This is a genomic window from Thermococcus aciditolerans (assembly GCF_008152015.1).
GTDB classification, from domain to species: domain Archaea; phylum Methanobacteriota_B; class Thermococci; order Thermococcales; family Thermococcaceae; genus Thermococcus; species Thermococcus celericrescens.
In genome coordinates this window covers 730,688-751,828 of sequence record NZ_CP041932.1, presented here as the reverse complement: position 1 = coordinate 751,828, position 21,141 = coordinate 730,688, and the positions used below count along the sequence as shown (strand labels likewise).

The 21,141-nt window shown below is 55.2% G+C and carries 18 protein-coding genes and 2 pseudogenes; 7 read left to right on the top strand and 13 right to left on the bottom strand.

Annotated features, from left to right (window positions below; translation table 11 throughout):
* Positions 1 to 402: 402 nt before the first annotated feature.
* The 4 genes from FPV09_RS04150 to FPV09_RS04135 form a co-directional block, all read right to left on the bottom strand.
* Entirely contained in the window at positions 403 to 930 is a 528-nt protein-coding gene (locus tag FPV09_RS04150; protein ID WP_148882481.1) for a hypothetical protein, read from the bottom strand.
* A 247-nt stretch (positions 931 to 1,177) separates the two neighbouring features.
* On the bottom strand, positions 1,178 to 3,064 hold the full coding sequence (gatE, locus tag FPV09_RS04145) for a Glu-tRNA(Gln) amidotransferase subunit GatE (protein ID WP_148883675.1): 1,887 nt from the start codon (positions 3,062 to 3,064) through the stop codon (positions 1,178 to 1,180).
* A gap of 5 nt (positions 3,065 to 3,069) precedes the next feature.
* Positions 3,070 to 4,389 carry a Glu-tRNA(Gln) amidotransferase subunit GatD gene (gatD, locus tag FPV09_RS04140; RefSeq protein WP_148882480.1) on the bottom strand — a complete coding sequence of 440 codons (1,320 nt, stop codon included), beginning with the start codon at positions 4,387 to 4,389 and terminating at the stop codon, positions 3,070 to 3,072.
* Between the two features lie 105 nt (positions 4,390 to 4,494).
* Positions 4,495 to 4,788 (bottom strand): transcriptional regulator, encoded by a 294-nt coding sequence (locus FPV09_RS04135; protein WP_148882479.1) that lies wholly within the window; start codon positions 4,786 to 4,788, stop codon positions 4,495 to 4,497.
* A gap of 45 nt (positions 4,789 to 4,833) precedes the next feature.
* On the opposite strand from FPV09_RS04135, the gene FPV09_RS04130 reads away from it, so the two are divergent.
* From FPV09_RS04130 to rsmA, 6 genes and pseudogenes are all read left to right on the top strand, one after another.
* Positions 4,834 to 6,042, top strand: coding sequence for a tRNA pseudouridine(54/55) synthase Pus10 (locus FPV09_RS04130; protein ID WP_148882478.1), 1,209 nt, complete (start codon positions 4,834 to 4,836; stop codon positions 6,040 to 6,042).
* A 57-nt stretch (positions 6,043 to 6,099) separates the two neighbouring features.
* Positions 6,100 to 7,435 (top strand): annotated as a pseudogene (locus FPV09_RS04125) (RNA-guided endonuclease InsQ/TnpB family protein).
* A 187-nt stretch (positions 7,436 to 7,622) separates the two neighbouring features.
* Positions 7,623 to 7,919 carry a 50S ribosomal protein L21e gene (locus FPV09_RS04120; RefSeq protein WP_139680451.1) on the top strand — a complete coding sequence of 99 codons (297 nt, stop codon included), beginning with the start codon at positions 7,623 to 7,625 and terminating at the stop codon, positions 7,917 to 7,919.
* 2 nt (positions 7,920 to 7,921) lie between these two features.
* Positions 7,922 to 8,290, top strand: coding sequence for an RNA polymerase Rpb4 family protein (locus FPV09_RS04115; protein ID WP_058939165.1), 369 nt, complete (start codon positions 7,922 to 7,924; stop codon positions 8,288 to 8,290).
* A 69-nt stretch (positions 8,291 to 8,359) separates the two neighbouring features.
* Complete coding sequence (locus FPV09_RS04110) at positions 8,360 to 8,980, top strand: DUF655 domain-containing protein (RefSeq protein WP_058939164.1); 621 nt, start codon at positions 8,360 to 8,362, stop codon at positions 8,978 to 8,980.
* Complete coding sequence (rsmA, locus tag FPV09_RS04105) at positions 8,977 to 9,819, top strand: 16S rRNA (adenine(1518)-N(6)/adenine(1519)-N(6))-dimethyltransferase RsmA (RefSeq protein ID WP_148882477.1); 843 nt, start codon at positions 8,977 to 8,979, stop codon at positions 9,817 to 9,819. The genes FPV09_RS04110 and rsmA overlap by 4 nt, the downstream gene beginning before the upstream one ends.
* On the opposite strand, the gene FPV09_RS04100 is transcribed toward rsmA, so the two are convergent.
* A complete protein-coding gene (locus tag FPV09_RS04100; protein ID WP_148882476.1) occupies positions 9,791 to 10,312 on the bottom strand; it encodes a ferritin-like domain-containing protein in 522 nt (173 codons plus the stop codon). The two genes, rsmA and FPV09_RS04100, sit on opposite strands and share 29 nt — an antisense overlap.
* A gap of 63 nt (positions 10,313 to 10,375) precedes the next feature.
* Between FPV09_RS04100 and FPV09_RS04095 the strand changes: the two genes are divergently transcribed.
* The gene (locus FPV09_RS04095) at positions 10,376 to 12,124 is read left to right on the top strand and encodes a radical SAM protein (protein ID WP_148882475.1); all 1,749 of its coding nucleotides are present in this window, start codon (positions 10,376 to 10,378) and stop codon (positions 12,122 to 12,124) included.
* Here FPV09_RS04095 and FPV09_RS04090 read toward each other — a convergent pair.
* The 8 genes and pseudogenes from FPV09_RS04090 to FPV09_RS04055 all read right to left on the bottom strand — a co-directional run bounded on the left by FPV09_RS04090 (position 12,111) and on the right by FPV09_RS04055 (position 21,120).
* On the bottom strand, positions 12,111 to 12,893 hold the full coding sequence (locus FPV09_RS04090) for a hypothetical protein (RefSeq protein ID WP_148882474.1): 783 nt from the start codon (positions 12,891 to 12,893) through the stop codon (positions 12,111 to 12,113). The genes FPV09_RS04095 and FPV09_RS04090 overlap by 14 nt on opposite strands.
* A gap of 50 nt (positions 12,894 to 12,943) precedes the next feature.
* Entirely contained in the window at positions 12,944 to 14,761 is a 1,818-nt protein-coding gene (locus FPV09_RS04085; RefSeq protein ID WP_148882473.1) for an S-layer protein, read from the bottom strand.
* A gap of 201 nt (positions 14,762 to 14,962) precedes the next feature.
* Positions 14,963 to 15,799 (bottom strand): hypothetical protein, encoded by an 837-nt coding sequence (locus tag FPV09_RS04080; protein WP_342781730.1) that lies wholly within the window; start codon positions 15,797 to 15,799, stop codon positions 14,963 to 14,965.
* Complete coding sequence (gene amrS / locus FPV09_RS04075) at positions 15,796 to 16,845, bottom strand: AmmeMemoRadiSam system radical SAM enzyme (protein ID WP_148882471.1); 1,050 nt, start codon at positions 16,843 to 16,845, stop codon at positions 15,796 to 15,798. Before amrS ends, FPV09_RS04080 begins: the two co-directional genes overlap by 4 nt.
* An 82-nt stretch (positions 16,846 to 16,927) precedes the next feature.
* Positions 16,928 to 18,237: pseudogene (locus FPV09_RS04070) on the bottom strand (RNA-guided endonuclease InsQ/TnpB family protein).
* A gap of 83 nt (positions 18,238 to 18,320) precedes the next feature.
* Complete coding sequence (locus FPV09_RS04065) at positions 18,321 to 19,040, bottom strand: polysaccharide deacetylase family protein (RefSeq protein ID WP_148883674.1); 720 nt, start codon at positions 19,038 to 19,040, stop codon at positions 18,321 to 18,323.
* The gene (locus FPV09_RS04060) at positions 19,040 to 20,263 is read right to left on the bottom strand and encodes a glycosyltransferase family 4 protein (RefSeq protein ID WP_148882469.1); all 1,224 of its coding nucleotides are present in this window, start codon (positions 20,261 to 20,263) and stop codon (positions 19,040 to 19,042) included. The genes FPV09_RS04065 and FPV09_RS04060 overlap by 1 nt, the downstream gene beginning before the upstream one ends.
* A complete protein-coding gene (locus tag FPV09_RS04055; protein ID WP_148883673.1) occupies positions 20,239 to 21,120 on the bottom strand; it encodes a lysylphosphatidylglycerol synthase transmembrane domain-containing protein in 882 nt (293 codons plus the stop codon). The genes FPV09_RS04060 and FPV09_RS04055 overlap by 25 nt, the downstream gene beginning before the upstream one ends.
* Positions 21,121 to 21,141 lie beyond the last annotated feature (21 nt).

Here is a 21,141-nt window from a genome sequence, read left to right as displayed (position 1 = left end):
GGGCACGAAATCCTTCTTTTCTCTTCACGCGAAACGCAAGAACGAAATCCGGATGGGGAATCTCTTTGAGGCTCACGGGCACGTCTGATGCGGTTAGATAGAAAAGGCGGCCCAGTCCATCGGTTAGCTCTATTATTGTCAGAAACTTTCCGCGGTCGTAGAGGTCCTCCCCCGACGATACCAGCAGGTACGGGTCAGGGTCGGTCAGACGGGTGAATCTCAGCCCCATGGAGCCGAGAGCCCTCTCCACGGGCCGTATGCAGTCCGAGAGAATCTCGCATCTAACGCGCGCGTAGGTGCACCTCTTTCCGTCCATCCAGCCGGCGATGATGCTTTCAACCTTCGCTTTGAGCTCCCATACCATCACCCGGCTCTTCCCCCAACGGCGGGTGGCCGATGTGCTCACTTTTTCCTCTTTTTGTAGCCCCTCCGGAATCCCTCTATGAGGCCGGATAGCAGCAGCACAAGGGGCAGGAAGCTGTTGATCCACTCCAGCTCGTCGTTTTTGTAGCCCAGATAACTCAGGAGGAGGAATCCTCCCCAGAGCAGGAGCTGTAACATCGCGGAGAATTTATCCACGCCGAGCTTCCCGTGTGCGGACCCCTCGGCTATTTCTCGGAATACCGCTTCAAGTGCCTCTTCCTTCCCAATCTCGTACTCGTAAGCCGCTTTGGGCTTTTCCAGGCCATTCGCGTCCTTTGTCAGGTAGAACCATCTGTTGATGTCGTTTCTAATCTCGATCACGTGGGCCTCCTTTGAGGTCCCAGGGATGCTTTTGAAATTCGTCATGAGGGTGTACTCGTCCGGATTCACCAGCCGGACGAAGCGGCCGAGCTTTGATTCAACGGCCTTCGCGTAGTTTCCGAGGGGCTCGTCTTTAACCTCATAGAGGTAGTAGACGATTTTGATCTTCTGGGCCATGCTTCCCACAAAGGGAAGTAAGAAAAGGAGGTTAAAAACTTAACCGTTTCCGCTTCCAGTTGCTTTTGTTGCAACTGGTGCGGTTGGTTTCTCACTCTCGTTCACATTGGGGCCACCGGCCGCCTCAACCGGGAGGTCATCAACCTTAAGGCCGAACGGAAACGACCCGCAGGACAGAATTACACCAAAAACCTCAAAAAACTTACGGTTACAAAAACAAGCAAAAACAACAAAAGAAACCATTAAAAGAGCAGCCTCAGCTCAGCTCCCCTATCTTCTTCCTCACGAGCGAGCTGACGAGCTTTCCGTCCGCCCTTCCGCGGAGCTTCGCCATGGCCCTGCCCATGACCATTCCCATCGCACCCATTCCCTTGGCCTTGATGACTTCGATGTTCGCCTGAACGACCTCGTCTATTATCCTCTCGACCTCTTCCTCGCTGAGGAGGGTGAGGCCCTTCTCCTCCGCCACCTGGGCGGCGCTCTTCTTGGGGTTCCTCGCCAGCTCCTTGAATATCTCCTCGAAGGCCTCCTTGGCTATCTTTCCACCGAGGTACAGGTCAAAGGCTTCTCTGATGTGCTCATCGGTGATATTCTCGATGGGTGCCTCCTTCTTGAGTCCCTTGAGGACCACCACGAGGATCGAGGCGGCCATGGAGGGTTTGACGCCCCTGGCTATCAGCTCCTCGAAGAGCTCGTCGCGCTCGTCGTTCACCAGGGTTTCGGCCAGGCTTCTGTCTATCTTGTATTCCCTGACGTAGCGCTCGACGCGCTCCTGTGGGAGTTCGGGCAGGTTCGCCAGTACGTCGTCCTTCATCTCCGCCGTGAGAAGTATCGGCGGTATGTCCGTTTCCGGATACATCCTGGCCTTCCCCGGGAGCGGACGCATGTACTGGGTGTTGCCGTCGGGTAGAGCCCTTCTTGTCTCCTCCGGAACACCCTCGATGGCTTCCCTGGCCCTCTGGACGACCTCGCGAAGGGCGTTCTTTGCGGTCTCCTCCTCGGCCGCGACGAGAACGAAGGCGTCTTCCTCGCCGAGACCAAGTTTTTCAATAACCGCATTAACCTCTAATTCTGTAATTCCATAGTTAGGTAGTTCATCGATGTGGAAGATTCCCTTCACGTACTTCTTGGCCCTGTCCGCCATCTCGGTGCCGAGTCTCCTTCCTGGCTGTATCTCCTTCCCGATCAGGCCGCGGAACTTGGGGAGTTTAACGGCGAGAACCTTTCCGCCCTTCTTTACGGTGCGGGCGATTATCTTCGAGCCGGTGTTCTGGAATATCTCGGTGACGTCGTGGAACTCCTCCGTTACCTCCTCGGGCCTGACCCCGCGCTTCCTCAGCTCCTCGCGTATTTTGAGCAGGTTCACCTGTCTCTCTATCTCGCGTTCAATGATGACGGGAATCATGTCCAGCTCCTGGACACCCTTGATCTCGACCCTTGCCCCGCCCCTGATGGAGACGTTCAGGTCCTGCCTGATGGTTCCGAGGCCGCGCTTGACCTTCCGGGTGGCCCTGAGCGCGTCACCGATGTACTTGGCGACGACCTTTGCCTGCTCCGGGTGGTGTATATCTGGGGTGGTGCTTATTTCAACGAGGGGTATCCCCAGGCGGTCGAGGCGGTAGATGACCTCCTTCTCTCCCCTCTCGACGATGCGGCACGCGTCCTCCTCAAGGCATACCGTGGGAATCCCGACGCTTCCCCAGGGGGTGTCTACCTTTCCGTTCATGGCGATTATCGCGGTTCTCTGGAAGCCGGAGACGTTTGAGCCGTCTATGACGATTTTCCGCATGAAGTGGACCTCGTCAACGGGGGTTGCGTTGAGGAGGTAGCTTATCTGGAGGGAGACCCTGAGCGCCTCCTCGTCCGGCATGTGGGGAGGCTCCTCATCCATGTAAACGAGGTCTGCCAGGTTGTAGTTGCCCTCGTAGATGTAGGTTTTTCCCTTCTTGAACTCCTCAAGGGCGGCCGGGTCGATTTCACCCAGCTCGCTTATCGTTGGCCTGAGCCTGCGCTGGAACGTGAAGTCCACCTCGTCGCTCATCTCGCTGGGGACCGGGGAGAACAGTCTCTTCGTGTCGAGCTGCCTGTGTATCTCAAGGCCCACCTTGAGGCCAAGCTCCTCGTAGTTGAACTTCTCAACCATCATCATCACCTCAGGAACGTGTCAAACCTCGTGTACGGCGTTATCTCTCCGGCGTAGTTCGTGAGCATCATCTCGCGCACTTCCTTCGGGTCATCGGTGTGGCCGAGAACCCACATGAGCTTGACGTAGGCCGTCTCTGGGAGCATGTCCTCGCACGGAATCACGCCGGCCTTTAGGAGCCTCCTTCCGGTGGAGTACACGTTGAGGTTCACCCTGCCGTAGAGGCACTGGCTCGTCATGCAGACGGCGACGCCTTCCTCTGTAGCGCGCTTTATCGAATCGATGACGTAGGTGGGAACGTGGCCGAGACCCGTTCCTTCGATGACCAGCCCCTTGTATCCCCTGTCAACGAAGAAATCTATTATCTCCGGCTGGATTCCCGGGAAGGCCTTGAGGATGGCCACCTTCTCCTCCATCTCGTCGTCCACCCAGACCTCGCTCTCGGTTCTCCTGCGGTAGTCGTTCCTCATGAATTCGACCTTTCCGTCGCCCCATATCCTGGCGATTGGGACGTCGTTTATGCTCCTGAACGCGTCCCTCCTGCTCGTGTGCATCTTCCTGGCCTTGGTTCCGCGGTGGGCGAGGCAGTAGGTGTCGCTGGTCTCGCCGTGCATGACGATGGCGACCTCACCAAAGTCTGAAGTCGCCATCCGGACGGAGCAGATGAGGTTCATCGCCGCGTCGCTGCTCGGCCTGTCGGAGCTCCTCTGGGAACCTACGAGGATGACCGGCTTTCCGAGATCGCGGAGCATGAAGCTGAGCGCCGAGGCGGTGTAGGCCATCGTGTCCGTTCCGTGGGCGATGACAACTCCATCCTCGCCGTTGTTCAGCATTCCGGCTACCTCGTGGGCTATCTTAACCCAGTACTCCGGGCGCATGTCCTCACTCATTATGTTGAAGAGCAGCTTCGGCGTTATGTTCGCTACCTCGAATATCTCGGGGACGGCTTTGGCGAGCTCCTCGGCGGTGAAGGCCGCGTGAACAGCGCCCGTCTTGTAGTCAATCCTGCTCGCTATGGTTCCGCCGGTTCCGATTATCGCGACGCTTGGAAGGCCCGGCTTCTTGGGGAAGACCTCCTCGAACTTCAGCTCCTCCCTGGGGGCGGCCTTCTCGATCACCTCGACCTCCAGGATTTGATCCACTAGAATTCCGACGTTGTACCCGTTGTCGAGCTTCAGCGTGAGGGTTTCGCCGCTGGACAGCTCGTAGGGGTTCATGACAACGCCCTCATAGACGCTCGTGTTTCCATTCTCCTTTTCGATTATCCGGACGTGATCTCCGACTTCGAGGCCTTTCTCCTTCATAAACCTCTCAACTTTCCGCATAACTCTCCCTCCGCCCTAAGCTGATACAAACCCAATATAAACCTTCGGGCTGGACAAGTGACAAAAACCAACCACAATTATCGGCAAGCTTCGTCGAAATGACAACTATCTGGCCTCAATCTTAAACCGGGGTTCCTCTATCCACTCCGACCGGCACTTCGGGCAGCGGGAGGGGACGTTTATCTCCGGCCGGAAGACGAAGCCGCACTTCCTGCACTCCGCGGGCTTTATGAGGAGCACCTTCCCCTCGCGCTTGAGGGTCTTCTGGATGGCCTTCAGGTCCTCCAGCACGGTTTTCTTTGCACCCCTGCCGCGGAGCTCAAGGGCCAGTGCCAGCTCGCTCGGTGAGTAGTCCCTCTCCTCCAAAAGCTTTATTATTCTCTGCCTGCGAGTCATCATCGCGAGAAGCTTTGAGCTGTGGGATATAAATCTTAGGGTGAGAGCATGATAACCGAAAAGGCTGCGAAGGTTCTTGAATCTCACAAACTCTGCGACCACTGTCTGGGCAGACTGTTCGCGGGGCTTGGGAAGGGCACCAACGAGGAGCGCGGAAAGGCGGTAAGGTTCGTCCTCAACATGGAGCGCTCCGCCGAGGGCCTGCCCCCGGTTGAAGCACCCGAAACATGCGAGCTGTGCGGTAACGTTTTCGAAAGGATTCCCGAACTCGCAGGAAGGATGGAGGAGGCCGCGGCTGGCGTCGAGTTTGAGACTTTCCTCGTCGGCTCCCGCTTCCCCGAGGAGGTTCGGGAGAACGAGAAAGCCCTCTGGGAGGAGTTTGACATAGGGACCGCAGAGTCCATAAACCGTGAGTTCAACCGTGAGCTCGGTAAGGCCTTTGGGAGGGCGACGGGAAAGGACACCGCCAAAAACCCCGACGTGGTTTTCATCGTCGAGCCGTATTCCGGTAGAATCGAGCTCCAGATAAACCCAATTTACGTCTACGGCCGCTACAGAAAGCTCGTGCGGGGCATTCCTCAGACGCCCCTTCCGGACTTTGATGAGAGCGTTGCCTCGATCATCTGCAGGGCGTTCTCCAGGGCGAGCGGGGGGAAGTGCGTCTTCAAGGGGGCAGGAAGGGAGGACGTTGACGTCCGCATGCTTGGAAACGGCAGGCCATTTATCGTCGAGGTAAAGCGGCCGAAAAAACGGAAGCTCGACCTCGATGCAGTAAAGGGGGAGATAAACGCAAGCGGAAAGGTCGAGGTTCTGAACCTGCGCTTCGTTTCACCGAAAGAGGCCGAAGAGGTCCTCACACGGAATCACCGCAAAGAATACCTCGCACTGGTTCTGGTTGAGGAGGGGGTAACCCCCGAGGAGGCCGAGGATGTTGCCAGAAAGCTCAAAGGACTTGAAATTCACCAGAGAACCCCCTGGCGCGTGAGGAAGGCGAGGGCCGATAAAGTTCGCGTCCGGAGGGTTCACGAGGCGGAAGCAAGGTGGCTCGATGGGAAGTACTTCGAGCTCCGTCTCGTCACCGACGGAGGCCTGTACATTAAGGAGCTCATATCCGGCGATAAAGGGCGCACGAAGCCCTCGGTGAGCGACCTGCTCGGAAAACCTGCCTGGTGCGAGAGGCTTGACGTCATGAACATTCTTGATGACAATTCAGAGAACTCGTTAAAAAACACTACGGGAACAGAAAAGGCGCCCTAAGCATAGCCGCAGAACAAGCAATCAAAGAATGGATTAAAAAGTCGAAAGCGAGGAACAATGAAGCGAACAGTAACGGTTAAACTCCAACCCTCAAAAGAACAGGAAAAATCCTCTTCGAATTAGCCTACGCCACAACCATAGCCTGGAACAAAATAAACTACCAACGACTCAAACAATACAAACAAGGCAAAATAGACTTCGCCACAACCGAAAAAGAAGCCTATCACGCCTTCAAAGACTGGATTGGAGGCTCAACAATCCAACAACTGGCCAGAAAAAACGCGGAAGCCTGGCGCGCATACTTCAAACTCAAAAAGAAATACGAAAACGGCGAACTGCCAGAATGGTACAACAAACCCTCCCCACCCGGCTTCATCAGAAAGAAAAACGGGCGAAAACTCTTCATAATTCCACTCAGAAACGACCAGTACAGGATTAACGGAAACATAATCGAACTGAGAAGGCTCGGCAAGTACGGAAAACTCGAAGTCCAGTTTAAAGGTAGAATACACTTGAAGGGCAAGATGGGGCGGCTGGAGATAATCTACGATGATGTCAAGCGGAAATGGTACGCTCACATCTCTTTCTCTAGAGTCGATGAAAGATTGGAAAAGAACGGGTGGGTTAAACTCCCAAGACAACCAAAAGAAAACCTTTCCGCGGGAATTGATCTGGGAATTAACAATTTGATGGCCGTTTATGTCGAGGATGGTGAAAGCTTCCTCGTGAATGGTAGGCCACTCAAGAGCATTGCATTTTACTGGCAGAAGAAGATTGCCGAGTATCAGTCCAAACTCAACAAGTCGGGGCAGGATAATTCCCGGAAACTCAGGAGAATGCATCAAAAGTGGAAGCTCCAAGCGAGGCATTACATTAACACAGTGGTGAGGCAGACTGTCCAGAGGCTCTACGAGCTTGGTGTCTCAAGAATAGTCGTTGGTTATCCAAAGGGAATAACTCAAAATTCAGGTGAGGAGGAGAATAAGAAGCCTGCAGGGGTTAGTAAGAAGCAGAATTTTCTGCGTTCGAGGGTGTGGTTGTTCAACTACACTATTCAGCGCTTGGTTGAGGTCGGGGAGGAGTTTGGTATTCAAGTTGTGCTTGTGGATGAGGCTTACACTTCTCAATCCTGCCCTCTCTGCGGTCAACGCCATCCTGATGGGAGAATCTTTAGGGGTTTGTTTAAGTGCCGTAGAGAGGGCGTTGTAATGAATGCAGATTTAGTTGGGGCATTCAATATCCTAAAGAAGGTTGTTAAAACGATAACCCCGAGCCTTTTCGCTTTGGCGGGGGTAGGGGTAACGGGGGGAAGACCCTCCCCGAGGGGTTCGAAGAACCCGTTTTAACGGGTTCCTTGATGAGAACCCCTCAAACCTCCCCGCCCTTGGGTTAGGGGGTTCCTCATTGGAACCCTCGCCCCCCACGGCGGGGAAGAGGTCAGTGAAAACTTTATAAACGGTTCCCGCCGATTGGATAGCGGAGCCATAACCGGCTTAGTCTATACGCCGAAGAGGCGTGAAACTCTGAAAAATGTGTTTGCGTCTGTTGCGCGATGAGTAAAACCCTGCGAGGTGATTGGAATGGTTAAGAAAGCACACAGCTTCAGAAGGAAGACCCGCGGCAAGCTCAGCAAGAAGCCGAGGAGGAGAGGTCTCCCGCCCCTCACCAGGTTCCTCCAGGAGTTTGAGACCGGACAGAAGGTCCACATAGTTATCGAGCCGAGCTATCACAGGGGCATGCCGGACCCGAGGTTCCACGGAAGGACGGGAACCGTCGTCGGTAAGCGCGGCGATGCCTATGTCGTCCAGGTTAAGGACGGTGGCAAGGTCAAGACCTTCTTCATCCACCCGGTTCACCTCAGGGCTCAGAAGGGATGAGCATGATAGGGAGGAAGAAGCTCGAGGAGCGCTACCTCACGATATCCGAGACCAAGGAGCTCCTCGAGAGGCGCAAGGCTGAGGGCATGGTGGAGAACCCGGAGGAGCCCATGTTTTACGAGGCCAGGGTTAGCCTCGAACACGCCGAGCGCTTTGCCAAGCTCAAGCCCGAGCAGGTCGCCGAGCTGAAGGAGAAGCTCCTCGGCCTCTTTGAGTGGATAGACGAGAGGATAGCCGTGAAGCTCGTCGACTTCATGCCGGAGGACTACTTCGACATCCGCGTCCTCTTCGCCAAGGAGGACTACATGCCCACCAGGGAGGAGGCCGAGGAAATAATAAGGCTCCTCGACGACTACCGTCCCGAGGAGTGACCCTCCTTTCCTTTTCTCTTAGACAAAGTATAAAAACTCCGGACGGGTATAATTTCTGGGGGAGAGACAATGGATAGGTACCGGAGACACTCTTACAGGGAAAGCCTCGACAAGAAGAGGCGGAATGTTGAGTATGAGGAGTACGCCTACGTGCTGGACTATCTGCCCGAGGGCTACACCGATTTAAAGACCGGAAGGAGAACCGGCAAGCCCGTTGCTCAGGTTATAGGTGAAAAGGCTTTCACGCTGCTCGAGGTTGCCCCGAAGGAGGACCTCATGCTCTACGAGAGGGTCTTCATAGGCAAGGGGCAGAGGGACAAGATACTCATGATCAACAAGAAGATTCACTTTGATGACCTCACCGCCACCGCCAAGGCCGAGCTTCCGTACGTGGTTGAGGAGATAATCAAAAACAACGAGGAGCACTTTGTGAAGTTCTTCAACATGGCTCCCCCTATAACCAACAGGCTCCACAGCCTCGAACTCCTGCCCGGCATCGGCAAGAAGCACATGTGGGAGATACTCGACGAGCGCAAGAAGGAGCCGTTCAAGGACTTTGAGGACCTGCGCCACCGTGTCAAGGGGCTTCCAGAGCCGGCAAAGATGCTGGCGAAGCGTGTCGTTGACGAGATTGAGGGCAAGGACCGCTACCGCCTTTTCGTTGGCTCAAGGAGGATATTCAGGGTATGAGGGAGCGCCTCTTTTCTCTAATTTCAAAATACAACCTTAAGGCAAATTCTGACCTTGGACAGAACTTTCTGGTAGTGCCAGATATAATCGAGCGCAACGTTGAACGGGCGGAACTTAATGAGAATGATACCGTCCTCGAAGTTGGTCCGGGTCTTGGAGTTCTCACCGATGCTCTAAGCCAGCACGCGGGTAAGGTGTACGCCATTGAAAAGGATTCCCGCCTCGTGGAGATTTTGAGGGCCGAATACGACTGGCCCAACGTTGAAATAATCGAGGGCGATGCCCTGAAGGTTGAGTTCCCCGCGTTCAACAAGATAGTCTCCAACCTGCCCTACCAGATTTCGTCCCCCATAACCTTCCGCTTTTTGAGGTATGATTTCGAGAGGGCCGTTCTTATCTACCAGCTGGAATTTGCCCGGAGGATGGTGGCGGAGCCGGGGGATAGGAACTACTCCCGCCTGTCGCTGATGGTCCGGGCGAAGGCTCACGCCGAGCTCGTGGAGCGCATCGGCAGGGGCGCCTTCTGGCCGAAACCCAAAGTGGACTCCGCGGTCATCGTTCTTGAGCCCAAACCAAGGGACGAGCGCATTGAACTGAACGAGGATCTGGTTAGGGCCCTCTTTCAGCACAGGAGAAGCACCGTCCTGGCGGCACTCAAAAAGTCGCATCACATGCTGGGGATGAGTAAGGAAGATTTCAAACGGGTTCGCGGCCTCCTCGGAGCAGTGCCCCACGCCGGGAAGAGGGTCTTTCAGCTGGTCCCTGAGGACGTTTTGGATATAGAGGGTTTCCTGAAGACCAATGGACTCCTCACCCCATTTTCTTCAGGGAGTCTCTGAGGTGAAGTAATCTCCTGAAGTGCCCATCCTCAATCTTCGCAAGGTTCCCGAAAAGCTCACCAGTGCTCCCTGTGGAATTCCTCGACAGGTAAGCATACACGTCCCTGGCCATCTTCTCGCTCTCCATCAGAACCTCCAGGACCTCCTCGATGTTGCCGTTTCTTAAGTGTTCCTCAAGGCTGTTTAGCCCAATATCCGTTTCTAAGCTGGGGATATCCACCTCCACTAGGCTTGCGCCCCGGTATCTGCGCTTGTACTCCTCCAGGAGTATCCCTGCATGGTTCAGGCTTTCCTCGGCCAGTGTTCTGAAGAGTTGGGGTATTCTTTCGTCCCAGCTGTACTCCTCAGCCACGTTTGCCAGCCTGTTGTACATCTCGGCCTCGTCTATCTCCGCGGATATCCAGTACGACAGAATGCTCCTTTCGTCAAGAGTTTTCAGTTTCTTTATTATCTCCCCCAGTTCCTCCTTCTCAGCGTCCGAGAATCCGCCCATCGGAACACTCCCCCATAAATTTGGATGCCTATATTTTTAAACATGTCCCGCCAACATGCCACCATGATAGTTGCCATCATCGACGGCTACACCGACGAGCCCGCAGGACTTGGTGTCCCCCCGTATCTGGGGATATACCCGCGCTATGCGTATGGCGCCGTAAAAAAGGCTCGAAGAGACGCGAGAATTTTCTATCTAACTATAGATGACCTGAGGGCCGCCCTTGAGGGTGAGAGGGGGGTGGCCACTAAGAACAAGACTCCGAACTTCCCCCGAACCCGTGAGATACTCAAGAGGGCGGACGTTATCGTGTACATAGGTGGCCTGCACACCCCCGGTAAGTACCTCTCAGCCGTCCCGTCCCAGGTCGAGGAGGTCGCGAGGTTCCTCCGGCCGTTTCAAGGGGCTAAAATCCTCGGCGGCCCGGCGTTCATGGGCTCCGCCCACGCCGGCGGGACGAGGATAACCTCCCGCGAGCTTCTCCTTGCCCAGTCCGTCTTTGACCACATCGTCTACGGCGATCTCGAGGCGTTTCTGCACGACTATCTCGTGAATCCGTCCGATGCCGACCCATTCCGCTTCAGAACCTACGGGGAGCTGAGGGACTACGCGCTGCTCGGGGCGGAGGTGGTCAGGCAGTTTCCCGACTTTCCCGACTTCGTGATAGCTGAGATAGAAACCCAGCGTGGCTGCCCCAAGGCGATGGGCATAGGCGGCTGCTCCTTCTGCACCGAGCCCGTGCGCTACAGGAACGTTGAGGATAGGCCTATTGAGGACGTCGTTGCGGAGGTCGAGGCCCTTTACACCCTGGGGGTGAGGCACTTCAGGGTCGGCAGACAGAGCTGTATATTCTCGTATATGGCCAAACCGGACGGAAGGGTCCCGGTACCCAATCCCGGGGCTCTGGAGAAGCTTTTCCGGGGTATTCGCTCCGTTGCGCCCGGGCTTAAGACCCTCCACGTGGACAACGCAAACCCCGCCGTCATAGCCAACTACCCCGCGGAGAGCGTTAGGATAGCCAAGACCCTAATAGAGTACGGAACCCCCGGAAACGTCGTTGCCTTTGGCCTCGAGAGCGCCGACCCGAAGGTGGCGAAGCTCAACAACCTGAACGCTACCGCCGAGGAGACCTACGAGGCGGTGAGGATACTCAACGAAGTGGGGGCAAAGAGGGGCCCCAACGGCATGCCGTGGCTCCTGCCCGGGATAAACGTGATTTTTGGCCTTCCGGGGGAGAGGAAGAAGAGCTACGAGCTGACGTTCCAGTTTTTCAAGAGGCTCCTGGACGATGGGCTGATGGTCCGCAGGATAAACATCAGACAGGTGGTCGTCTTCCCGGGAACCCCACTGTGGCACATGAGGGATAAAGTAAAAACCGAGAAGCACAAGAAGCTCATCCAGCACTACAAATACAAGATAAGGCACGAGATTGATTTACCGATGCTCAGGCGCGTTGTTCCCGTGGGAACCATCCTCCGCGATGTCCGCGCGGAGGTCCTTGAGAACGGCCTGACCCACGGCAGGCAGATAGGGAGCTATCCCCTTATCGTGGGCATGCCCAAAGAGGTGCCCCCGAACAGGTTCTACGACGTCCTGATAGTTGGACACGGCTACCGGAGCATCACGGGAGTTCCCGTCCCGATAAACGTCAACCGCGAGAGCCCCAGGGTTCTTCAGTACCTGCCGGGGATTGGGAAGAAAACCGCGGTGAGAGTGCTGGCGGAGAGGCCTTTCGGGAGCAAGGATGAATTCTTCCGGGTGGTGGGGGAAGAGAAAAGGAAAACCCTTGGGGATGTAATCACCCTGAAGTAGTGGTCTGGTTCTCGGTGGGCCACTTAAACTGCATGATTTTTTCGATTAACACCACTTCCGCACGGAGCGCGCCGTCGGATTTGCCTTCGAGGACTATCAGCCCGGGTCTGGGAACGATGACCCTGTTCACCTCGGCCCCTTCCGCCGGACCCAGCAGCACAACCGCTAGGTGGTCTTTGTTGCCTATCCTCCCCAGCCCGAGGGAGGTCTTTGTCATGAAGGAGAGGTACCTGGTGTCGTGGCGCTTCATGGTCTCTTCGTATGCGTACTGTCTCGCGCTGGCCTCGTCCATCCCGTTCTTCAGGGCCTCAACGTAGTAGTACCGTTTAAACAGTGTGGCGGTGAAGGCACTCATCTCAGCCACTGCCGCGGTGCGGTCTGAGCAGCTCCCCGTAAACTCCTCAGGATTGGAGGAGCAGGCCTTGACGCTGGGGTCTCCAAGCACGATTGTGAAGCGCTGGTAGGGCGCGTTCATCGTCATGTTTACATCAACTTCGGGTATGCCCGTTATATACCCCGTAACGTTGATGGCGTAGCCCTTTGTTCCCTCAGGTATTCTGAATCCGCGCATTGTTAGATTGACGTACTGGGGAAGCGTGAAAACAGCGTACTGGCCGCTTGGGAACCTGAGTACTATGTATGTGTGCTCCGGAGCGGGTTTGTCCGGGTTTACTGAGAGGTCATATTTGGAGTACCCGTACAGCAGGTAGCCGATGGGCGAGAGAATCAGGACTGCCAGAAGGAGCGCGACCAAGAACTTCCTTGACACTCTGGAAACCTCCTAGAAGTGTTGGGAAGTAAAGGAAGAAGAAAAGGCCTTCAGCTGAGGCCAGCGAGGTACTCCATAAGGGCCTTGGCGGCGGCAGCGGTGCCCTCCCTGTCGGTACCGGCGACAAGGACGACGCCGTAGCCGTTGATGTCGCCGCACTCGGCGACGTACTTGACAACGCCGCTGTCGGCACCGGTGCCGTACTCCTCCTTCCAGCCGTCGTAGTCGCTCGGGACCTCGAGCTTCTCGGCGAGAGCAGCGGTGACGCTGTTGACGACCGGACCGCCGATGAGGATGAGGTTGCTGTCGACATTGTCAAGACCCTGCTCCATGACCTCGGTGTCGAGGACGGTTATCGGGGTGGTTATCTTGCTGACGACGGCGGCCTGGGCCGGGTCAGCGGTGGCGGTTATCTCGTCGATGGTCCATCCCTCGAGCTCGTCACCGGCGCTGAGGGTCTCGGTGGCGTACTCCGGCTTGAGCGGGTCGATGACGACCCATGCCTCCATGGCGGCGTAGGTCTTGTCATCGGAGGGGTTCTTCTTCTTCATGATGCTGGCCTGGTAGTCCATGACGTAGGTGTCGAAGAGCTTGACCTCCTTGCCCTCGAGCTCCTCCTTGTTGGTGAGGGCGAACCAGTTGAGCTTGCCTCCGCTGATGCCGAGGTGGGCGATCCATCCCGGTATGAACTCGTCGCCGTCCTCGATGTAGCTGATGTCGGTCTGGACCTCGACCTTGACGCTGGTGGTTCCGCCGATACCGATGAAGGTGTCCTTGAGGGTGACCCTTATGCCTCCGTTGAAGAGGGTCTCGGTGGGGTTGTCGTCGGTGTTGAGGGTAATCGTCTCGCTTCCGGCCGGGCCGGAGACCTCGAGGAGGGCCTTCGCCTGGTTAACGTCGATATCGAGGACCTTTATGGTGTAGTCGCCGAAGGTCTTGGTGGTGCCGGCGTCGATGTAGGTCTCACCCCAGTCGTTACCATACTCGATGTAGTCGCTTCCGATGTCGAGGACCTTGACGGTCTTGCCGAAGAGGTCGATGGTGTCTCCTTCCTCAACACCGGAGATAACGTTGCTCTCGTAGAGGCTGTAGTAGCTCGGCGTGAGGTCGCTGACGGTGTAGGTGGTGCCGGTGGCTCCGAGGACCGGGTCCCAGAGGGTCTTCTCGTATGCGTTGATGGCGAAGGTCACGTTGGCGACGACGTTGTCCACTATGAGGGTGAAGTCGCTGAAGTCGTCGATGTCGGTGTACTCGGTCGGGTCGTCGTTGAGCTGCTTGAGGGTGACCTTACCGATGTTAACGGTGTAGTGGAGCATGACGTCAGTGGCGCTGTGCCACTCTCCGTTCGGGTCCTGCCAGTAGTTGTTGTTGTTGCCGTCCTTCCACTCGATGGCACTCGGGACGAGGACGTCCCATCCCTGGTCAAAGATTCCATCCTCCCAGGCGGAGTTGTCGAGGGTCTCGCTGAATATCGGGTTGCCGTCGGCGTCAAAGCTGCCGTTCCACCAGTAGGCCTGGTCCTGGAGGTTGTCGCCGTCCCTGTACTCGCCGGTGTAAGTGTTGTCGAACACCGGGATGTCGTCCGGGTCGTAGGCGGTGTCCTTCTTGACGACGACGCTGGCGTCCTTAACCTTAACGTCCTCAGTGGTGTAAAGCATGGTACCGAGAGCGACAGCTATGTCAGCGGCGCTTGAAACGTCAAGAGCAGCACCCTGGCTTCCAACGACGATTTTAACGTTGGGCTGTCCGTCCTTAACGAAGAAGTCCTTCGGTATTTCCGGGACGGTCGGCTGAGCGCTGGCGAGGCCGATAGTTGCTCCAACCATGGCGGCACCAACGGCGAGCGCCGCGATCTTCTTCACTTTCATTTCACAACACCTCCCTAACTTTGGGCTTACGCCCTGGAATGGTCTAATATGTGTTGTCACTGATTTTCTGCCCTTAAGGGGTATATATACTTTTCGCTTTCAGACCCTTTCTATGCTTAAAAAAAGCTCGCTCATTGCCGTAAAAATGAAAGGGAGCTTAATTAAATGACTATAGGCCTTTCGCCTTTTGACGATAATACCTTACGGGTTTAGCTTGAACTCGGTGTTCTTTTTTTCGAGGATGCGCTTTTTCAAGGGGCGCATCGTGAGCTCGTAGACAAAACCCGCCACATCCGCCAGTGCACCCTGGAGTTCCGGGGCGGTTATGTCCACCACTTCGGGTTCCAGTATCGCTATCGCCACGGGAGAATATTTGGCGGTCAGCTGGATTAGATTCTCAAACGTGGACAGAAGCTCCGCCGCAATTAGTATGTACTTCCTTCCGTTCTCGTCTTCGCTCTGGACTTTAGGAACGAGTTTGTTTATGGTGCATCCCTCATACGCGAGGGCCTTTGCAAAATTCCTGGTGACGGTTTCCTCGTCGTCCCCAAAGACCTCCACGACAAAGCGGTAGAGGATTTTTCTGTCCTCCACAATGAACTCTTCAATCTCCTCCCTGCTGTACCCTATCTGGGGCTCGGGAAACTCTTCCAGGGAAGGATAGGCAGCTAAAGGGCCAAATTTGTCTATGAGCTGCCCCATGGCGTAGGAAAGCCCTCCAAGCAGTTCCATGAGTCCCTTTGCGTCCACCTCAATCTTTGGAGGGGATAGGACCTCCACGGCGGCCGGTGCGTAGCGCACTGCGGTATTGAACACCGCATTGAGGGGTCCTGAGATCCTTGCCTCTATCATTCCGGAGTACGGCAACGTGTCGTTGTCGGGGTCTTCGATTATCTCTTCCACCCTCACGTCATGAACCCTGATGGATTTTTCAGCCTTCAGCCGTTCCGCGGTCTCCTCCATAGCCCTTTCTAAAACTTTCTTATCGCTTCCCAGGCCTTCGATGTAGAAAATAACCTCAATCGTCTCCAATTTCACCACCACGTCCTGTCATATCGCTTTTTTTGGTATGCCCCCACCACGGGAATCGGTTCGCCGCAGTACTTACACTTCCCATCGTCGGTCAGGTTGTACTCGGTGATTTTGAATCCCCAGCGGACTATTAAAGGTTTGCCGCACTTGGGGCAGTAGGTGTTCTCTCCATCGTGCCCGGGTATGTTACCGACGTAGATGAATTTCAACCCCTCCTCCCGGGCAACGCGGTGGGCCATTTCAACCGTTTCGACCGGCGTTGGAGGGAGGTGGGTCATCTTGTAGTGCGGGAAGAAGCGGGAGAAATGAACCGGCGTGTCGTCCCCGAGGTTCTCGACCACCCATCTGGCGAAGGTTCTGATCTCCTCCTCTTTGTCGTTGAGCCTTGATATTATGAGATATGTCAGCTCGACGTGGATTCCGAACTCCTTTTTGGCTATCTCCGCGGTTCTCCTGCTCGGCTCGCCGCCCGGAACGCCGGCTATCTTCATGTAGAAGGCGTCATCGAACGCCTTGATGTCGATGTTCATTGCGTCTATGTACGGTGCCAGCTCCCTGAACGGCTCCTCGTTTATGTAGCCGTTGGTTATCAGAAGGTTGTATATACCTGCTTCCTTGGCAAGCTTCGCGGTATCGAGAACGAACTCGTACCATATCACTGGCTCGTTGTACGTGTAGGCTATGCTCTCGCAGTCGTACTTTCTCGCCAGGGCCACTATTCCCTCGGGGGTCGCGTCATGAAGGTACGGAAAGTTCTCGTCGGCCTGGCTTATCTCCCAGTTCTGGCAGTGCCTGCAGTGCATGTTGCAACCGACTGTGCTTATCGAGAGCGCACAGGAGCCCGGCCAGAAGTGGAAGAGGGGCTTTTTCTCAACGGGGTCCGCCGCTATGGATGAAACCTTGCCGTAGTTGAACGTGTAGAGCTTTCCGTTGATGTTCTTCCTCACCTTGCAGGAGCCGCGCTGGCCCTCGTTTATTATGCAGTTGAGGGGGCACAGTCTGCACCTCACCCTTCCGCCCTCGAGCGGCTCCCAGTACATGGCTTCACGCATGCTTCTCACCGCATTGTAATAGGCTCACTTCCGTTTAAGTTTTTGGTATACTTCGTACTGACTTCCTCCCCTTTCAGGAGGGTTAACCCCTCGCCATTGACGGGGAGGTTTGAGGGGTCTCATTTAGACCCAAGATAAATTGGTTTTCAACCCCTCGGGGAGGGTCTTCCCCCCGTTACCCCTCCCTTGAGCATACAAGCCACCCAAGTTCGGGGTTATGGTTTTCGCCACCTTCTTCAAAATGTTAAAAGCCCCAACCAAGTCTGCGTTAAAAACAATCCCCGTTGCGGGACACGAATAAAGACCACGAACGAAGCGAGCCCCCTCATGAGGCTTCCTACAAACGGGGCACGTCTTAGAAGTAAACACCTCATTGACAATCAAAACCTCAATACCATACTCCTCAGAGACCTCGGTTAAGCGTTTGATAAGGTAATTAAACCTCCAAACGTGGGAGAGGATGAAGTTTTGCTTTTTTCCCTTACCAGAGTTCCGAGCTATTCCCTTCGGATAACCGACCACAATCTTAGAAACTCCCAAATCGTAAAGCCTTCTAACCGTCTGCCTGACGGCAGTATTAATGTAATGCCTCGCCTGAAGTTTGGCTTTCTCATACATTCTCCTGAGTTTCCTGCTCGTTTTAGCTCCGCTATTATTGAGTTTGGACTGGTACTCGGCGATTTTTCTCCTCCAATAAAAGTCAATGCTCTTGAGAGGTCTCCCATTCACGAGAAAGCTCTGACCGTTCTCAACGTAAACGGCCATTAAGTTGTTAACCCCCAAGTCAATTCCTGCTGAAAGGCCTTCTTTTGGAGTTCTTGGGATGCTAACCCACTCCCCGCCCTCAAGTTTTTCCTTGACGGTTAGGCTCATGTGAGCATACCACTTGCGTTTTATCTCATCATAAGTGATTTCTAACCTTCCCTGCTTTCCTTTCAAGTGTATTCTCCCCTTGAATTGAATTTCAAGGCGTTTAAACTTCCCAAGGCCTTTGAGGATTAGTTTGTTCCCGTCAATCCTATACTGGTCTCTCCTAAGAACGATTAAGGGTTTCCTTCTCCCGTCTTCTTTGAGGTAGTTTGGTGGTTTTGGTTTGAGCCAGTTGGGGAGTTTTCCATTCCGCTTTTTCCGAAGGAGGGTGAAGAATGAACGCCAGGCTTCCGCATTCTTCCTCGCTATTTGCTGGACTGTGGCTGAACCGATTTCTCTTTTAAACTCCTCGTAAACGGTTTTTTCTGTGCCGTTAAAATCCACGATTTGCTCTTGGAAGAATTGTTGTCTTCGAAGATAGTTTACTCTGTTCCAGACTTTTGCTCCAAGGTCAGCTAACTGGTGGAGGATTTTTGCCTGCTCCTTTGATGGTTGGAGTCTTACTGTTACTGCCCGCTTCATTTTAGAATATAGTATGAATCTTAAGCCTTAAAAGAGTATCGCTTTCCTGATTCAAGGCTAGTGAGGTCATTTATTACATCCTACTAGAAGGTGAGACCTCCATAAAGAGAAAGGTAATCACGCATCGTCAGGAACTTCGCATTCCGGCTCTTGTAATAGTCGATAAGCCTTCCGAGCAGTTCAACGGCCTTGTCTCCAGTGTTGAACTTGCAGTCCCACCGGATTTTTTCCCTCTGCATGGGAACGAACTCCCAGGGGTGGGCGAAGTAAACGCGGGGCTCCTTCAGGTGGGCATGGATGAGCTTCTGCGCCCTCCAAGGTAGTCTTATGACCGAGCTCGTGGTAGATGCTGGGACTTCAAGAACATCACCGAAAAACCTCACGCCCATCCGGTAGCCCTTGTAGGTCGCCTTCGACGAATCCACCAGGATGCCGTTCCTTTCCAGTATACCATAATAGTAATCCGGAAACTGCAGATTGGGCGCGCGGAACGAGAGGACCTCCCCGAACTCCCTCAGCACCTTCAGGGACTTCACGATGGCCCTTTCACCCTCGGCCCTGGTGAGTCTGTCCAGCCGCTCGTGGTTGTAGTTGTGGCTTCCCAGCTCGTGTCCTTCATCGATGACCCGTTTAACAAGCTCCGGAAAGCGCCTGGCCATCTCCGCCGTGAAGAAGAAGGTCGCCTTTACCCTCTTCTCCGCCATCAAATCCAGCAGCTTCGGAAGCCCGTCCTCCATGCCCCGCGTCGTCGTGAGGTACGGCGGGCAGTCGTGTTCAACGTCAAACGTTATTGAAACGAGCATCATCCCAGCCTCCTCATCAGCTTGTAGGTGAGGTACCTCCTGTCCACCCCCGAGCCCACTTCAATCGTCGTCCTGTAAACCCGGAGGAGTCTCTTGAGCACGACCCCCCATGAGAACTCCCTCCTGGCCCGCTCTCTGGCGGCCACTCCCATTCCCACAAGGAGTTCCGGTTCCTCGAAAACCCTGGCGAGGTTGTCCGCCATCCCCTCTTCACTCACGGCAAGCAGGCCCGTGATGCCATGAACTACCATATCCGACAGCCCGCTCTCGTTCCGGCCGATGACGGGATTTCCCGTGGCCATCGCCTCAAGTCCCACGACGGGAAATGCCTCGAGGATGCCGGGCATGAGAACCAGGTCCGCCGCCCAGTACAGCGGGAGAAGCCTTCCCCTCTCCATGAAGTCGTACAGTTCGGTTATCTCCCCGATGCCGGTTTCCCTGAGGTTTCTCTCCAGCACAGGGCGCATAGGGCCGTTTCCTACCATTATGAGCTTCACCTTGCTTTTCGGAATTCCGCTCCGTTTTAGCGCCTCCCTCATCATCAGGGGTATCCTGTGGGCCTGCTTGCGCTCGGTCATCCTCCCGAGGTAAAGCACGACTATCTCATCCCTCACCCCGATGTCCCTTCTGGCCCTCTCCCTCTCCTCGGGCTCGGGGGGACGCCATTTCCTGACGTCTATCCCGTTGGGAACCACGACGACCGGACGCCCGTTGATCTCCTTCCCCAGCAGGTTCCTGGTGTCTTCGGCGACGGGGGTGCTGACGGCCACGAAGGTGTCTATCCGCTTGAGGTGGTGTCTTATGAAGGGACCGATCAGGGAGTCCAGGGGAGGATTTCCATAGAAGGAGTGGTTGGTGGCGACAACAGGAACGTTCCTGACTCCCCTCGATATCTTTGACACGGCAACTGCCAGGGGCGAGTATATGCTGTGGACGTGGGTTATGTCAAACCCCTCACTCTTGTAGAACTCGTTTATCCTCCAGAGCTGGGAAATCCCTATGCTGGAGTGGTATTTGCGGAAGTAGAGCGTTGCGGGAAACCTGACAACGTGATAGGGAAAGCTGTCAATGTACGGCTTCATGTACCTGTAGTCGTGGGTCAGGACGTAGGGTTCGTGCCCCATGAGAACGAGGTTGCGGGCGAGTTCATCGATGTGTGATTCTATTCCCCCTATCTTCGGATAGAACCAGTCGCTTGCTATTGCGATTTTAAGGCTTTCCATATTTCAACCCCTCCGGACGTCAGGAGAACCGCTAGCCCCACTATACTGCTGGCGACGTACGATACAAAGCGCTCCAGGAGGGTTATCGAAACCGCGAGCGCCATGGGGATTCCGAAGTAGGTGAGTGTCCCCACCAAGCCGCCCTCGATTATGCCCACCCCTCCTGGGGTGAACGCGACGAGGCCGAAGAGAAGGTTCGCGATTGAAATCACCGCTATGAAGCTCCACGCCAGGTTGAGACCAAAGGCGAGGGCTATGAGTTTCAGCCTGACGACGTCGAGGAGCCAGACGGTGGAGCTGAGCAGGACTGCAGCCATGTTGAGGCTGTGCATGCTCCGGAGTGCGGTTATCTTTCGCATCTCCTCATCCGTCACGGGGGTTCGGAAGACGCGGAGCGAGAGCCTCACGAAGGCGTCCCACTTGATCCATATCAGAACTACCCCTGCTATGCCAAGGATCACGAAGGGAATGGGCTCCCCGGATGAGAAGTACATCATGCCCACGAGGAACAGGGCGAATATGGGGATGGTCTCCAGTATGCGCTCGTAGACTATGCTAACCGCGGAAACTCCCGTGGGGATGTTGGCCTTTTTGGAAACCCACGCCATTCTGAGCAGTTCTCCCCCGCTCCTGCTCATTGGGGTAACGTTGTTCATGAAAATCGAGGCGAGTATTGCCTTGACGAGTTCATGCAGGGGGGCGTCCCTGCCGACGCCCCTCAGAACGAGCTTCCAGCGGATGCCGTAGAGAACGACGCTCACGTAGTACGTGAGAAAGGCCAGGGTTAGGTACTTGAGGGACGCGCTAACGACCACTGAAAAATACTGCTGTGCCGACGTGGTAAGGCTCCCCAGCATAGTCACGACCTACCTTAAGTC

What these genes read in the sequence shown, in the direction of transcription:
- FPV09_RS04115 (WP_058939165.1), top strand. Translation starts at nt 7,922, where the DNA reads ATGATAGGGAGGAAGAAGCTCGAGGAGCGCTACCTCACGATATCCGAG.
- gatD (WP_148882480.1), bottom strand. Translation starts at nt 4,389, where the DNA reads ATGCGGAAAGTTGAGAGGTTTATGAAGGAGAAAGGCCTCGAAGTCGGA.
- FPV09_RS04130 (WP_148882478.1), top strand. Translation starts at nt 4,834, where the DNA reads ATGATAACCGAAAAGGCTGCGAAGGTTCTTGAATCTCACAAACTCTGC.
- gatE (WP_148883675.1), bottom strand. Translation starts at nt 3,064, where the DNA reads ATGGTTGAGAAGTTCAACTACGAGGAGCTTGGCCTCAAGGTGGGCCTT.
- FPV09_RS04085 (WP_148882473.1), bottom strand. Translation starts at nt 14,761, where the DNA reads ATGAAAGTGAAGAAGATCGCGGCGCTCGCCGTTGGTGCCGCCATGGTT.
- FPV09_RS04135 (WP_148882479.1), bottom strand. Translation starts at nt 4,788, where the DNA reads ATGATGACTCGCAGGCAGAGAATAATAAAGCTTTTGGAGGAGAGGGAC.
- rsmA (WP_148882477.1), top strand. Translation starts at nt 8,977, where the DNA reads ATGAGGGAGCGCCTCTTTTCTCTAATTTCAAAATACAACCTTAAGGCA.
- amrS (WP_148882471.1), bottom strand. Translation starts at nt 16,845, where the DNA reads ATGCGTGAAGCCATGTACTGGGAGCCGCTCGAGGGCGGAAGGGTGAGG.
- FPV09_RS04100 (WP_148882476.1), bottom strand. Translation starts at nt 10,312, where the DNA reads ATGGGCGGATTCTCGGACGCTGAGAAGGAGGAACTGGGGGAGATAATA.
- FPV09_RS04110 (WP_058939164.1), top strand. Translation starts at nt 8,360, where the DNA reads ATGGATAGGTACCGGAGACACTCTTACAGGGAAAGCCTCGACAAGAAG.
- FPV09_RS04060 (WP_148882469.1), bottom strand. Translation starts at nt 20,263, where the DNA reads ATGGAAAGCCTTAAAATCGCAATAGCAAGCGACTGGTTCTATCCGAAG.
- FPV09_RS04055 (WP_148883673.1), bottom strand. Translation starts at nt 21,120, where the DNA reads ATGCTGGGGAGCCTTACCACGTCGGCACAGCAGTATTTTTCAGTGGTC.
- FPV09_RS04120 (WP_139680451.1), top strand. Translation starts at nt 7,623, where the DNA reads ATGGTTAAGAAAGCACACAGCTTCAGAAGGAAGACCCGCGGCAAGCTC.
- FPV09_RS04065 (WP_148883674.1), bottom strand. Translation starts at nt 19,040, where the DNA reads ATGCTCGTTTCAATAACGTTTGACGTTGAACACGACTGCCCGCCGTAC.
- FPV09_RS04095 (WP_148882475.1), top strand. Translation starts at nt 10,376, where the DNA reads ATGATAGTTGCCATCATCGACGGCTACACCGACGAGCCCGCAGGACTT.